General features: G+C 66.1%; 1 protein-coding gene. It reads right to left on the bottom strand.

All coding sequences use genetic code 11. The annotated features are described in order from the left end of the window. Nucleotides 1-185: 185 nt before the first annotated feature. Nucleotides 186-1,367 (bottom strand): alpha-1,4-glucan-protein synthase, UDP-forming, encoded by a 1,182-nt coding sequence (locus BN903_RS07680; RefSeq protein ID WP_048077179.1) that lies wholly within the window; start codon nt 1,365-1,367, stop codon nt 186-188. Nucleotides 1,368-1,376 lie beyond the last annotated feature (9 nt).

The following is a 1,376-nucleotide window of genomic DNA, read 5'->3' as shown; positions in this document are numbered from 1 at the left end:
ATCTGTCCGATGTTCGACTGTGAGTCACCGTCGGAGTCGTCGGTCGTCCCGTTACAGCCCGCGAGCCCGACCGCGCCGACCGCGGCGGCGCTCGCGAGGTAGCGTCTGCGGTTCATCCTCGTCTCGGCCTGATCGTGGTTCGTCATGTGTTTTAGGCTTACCTAAACAGTCTTAGTCGTGTCGGTTCAGTCGTCCGCGGCCGCGGGCGTCCGGCTGACAGCGTCGAGGCAGTCGAGCCAGTCGCGCATGTACTCGCCGCAGTGGTTGAGGAACGCGCCGTTGTTCCACTCGGCGAAGTCGCCGTCCGCGAGTGCGTCCGCCATCTCGGCGAACACGGCCGCGTACGAGTCGGCGTCGTCGCCGACCTCGTCGATCACCTCCCAAACGTGTTCGTTCAGCTCTAACCCCGCCACCTCGTTCGCGAGGTCGTCGAACGTCGAGCGCGGAGCCTTGTTGTGCTCGCAGAGGGGGCCGCCGTTGTAGATCCGCCCGCCCAGCACGTCGCAGGCGCGCTTCAGGAACAGCCCCGACCAAATGTCGTCGAACCGCCCCACGTCCCACTCGTTGTCATCCATCGGCAGCTGGTAGAACGCCGGGATCACCTCGCGGCGGAACGCGAGGTTCATCGAGCAGACGGTGAGGTAGTCCCCGCGCCCGGCGACGAAGTCGCGCTCGAAGTCGTCGGCGGTCGTGCGGGTCTGCGCCTGTCCCTCCAGGTCGCCGTCCATCAGGATCCGGACGGCGTCGAGGTCGGGGACGTTCGTCCACAGCCCCTGCGAGGCGACGACTTCGCCGGACTCGACCGCGACCGAGTCCGTCTCAACCGTCTCGTCCATCGCGGAGTACGGGTATCCGCGGGGGTAAAGCCCGTGTTCGTCGGCGTTCTGATAGAGGACGTTGACCCAGTTCTCGTCGGAGCGCACGCGCTCGATCTCGCCGCCGAACGCGAGGTTCTCCATGTGGCGGCCGAAGTAGTCCGCGTCGTCGTGCGGCAGCGTGTCGTCGTCGATGAAGATCCCGTAGTCGAACGACTCGTCGGCCCACATGTAGAGGAGCCCGAAGCTCGTCTCGGCGTGGCTCGCGGCCGGGACGACGTGGCCGTACGCCGCCGCGTCGTTGGCCTCGTACCACTCCTCGCGACGGGTTCCGTCGAACACCTCGCCGGAGACGCCCAACTCGTCGAACATCGCGCGCATCTCGTCGACGTCACAGAAGTCCTCGGTGACTAAGACGAAGTGGAGCCGCGAGAGGTCGAACCCGTGTTCGCGGGCGTTCTCGACGTACGCGCGGAGGCACTCGTACTCCCGGATCGTCGGGACGATCACGCAGATGTCCGGGCCGTCGCGATCCGAAGTGGTCGCATCCATGTCCGATAA

It is taken from the genome of Halorubrum sp. AJ67, from assembly GCF_000513435.1.
The sequence above is the reverse complement of the archived record's forward strand: the minus strand, read 5'-3'. Positions and strand labels throughout refer to the sequence as shown.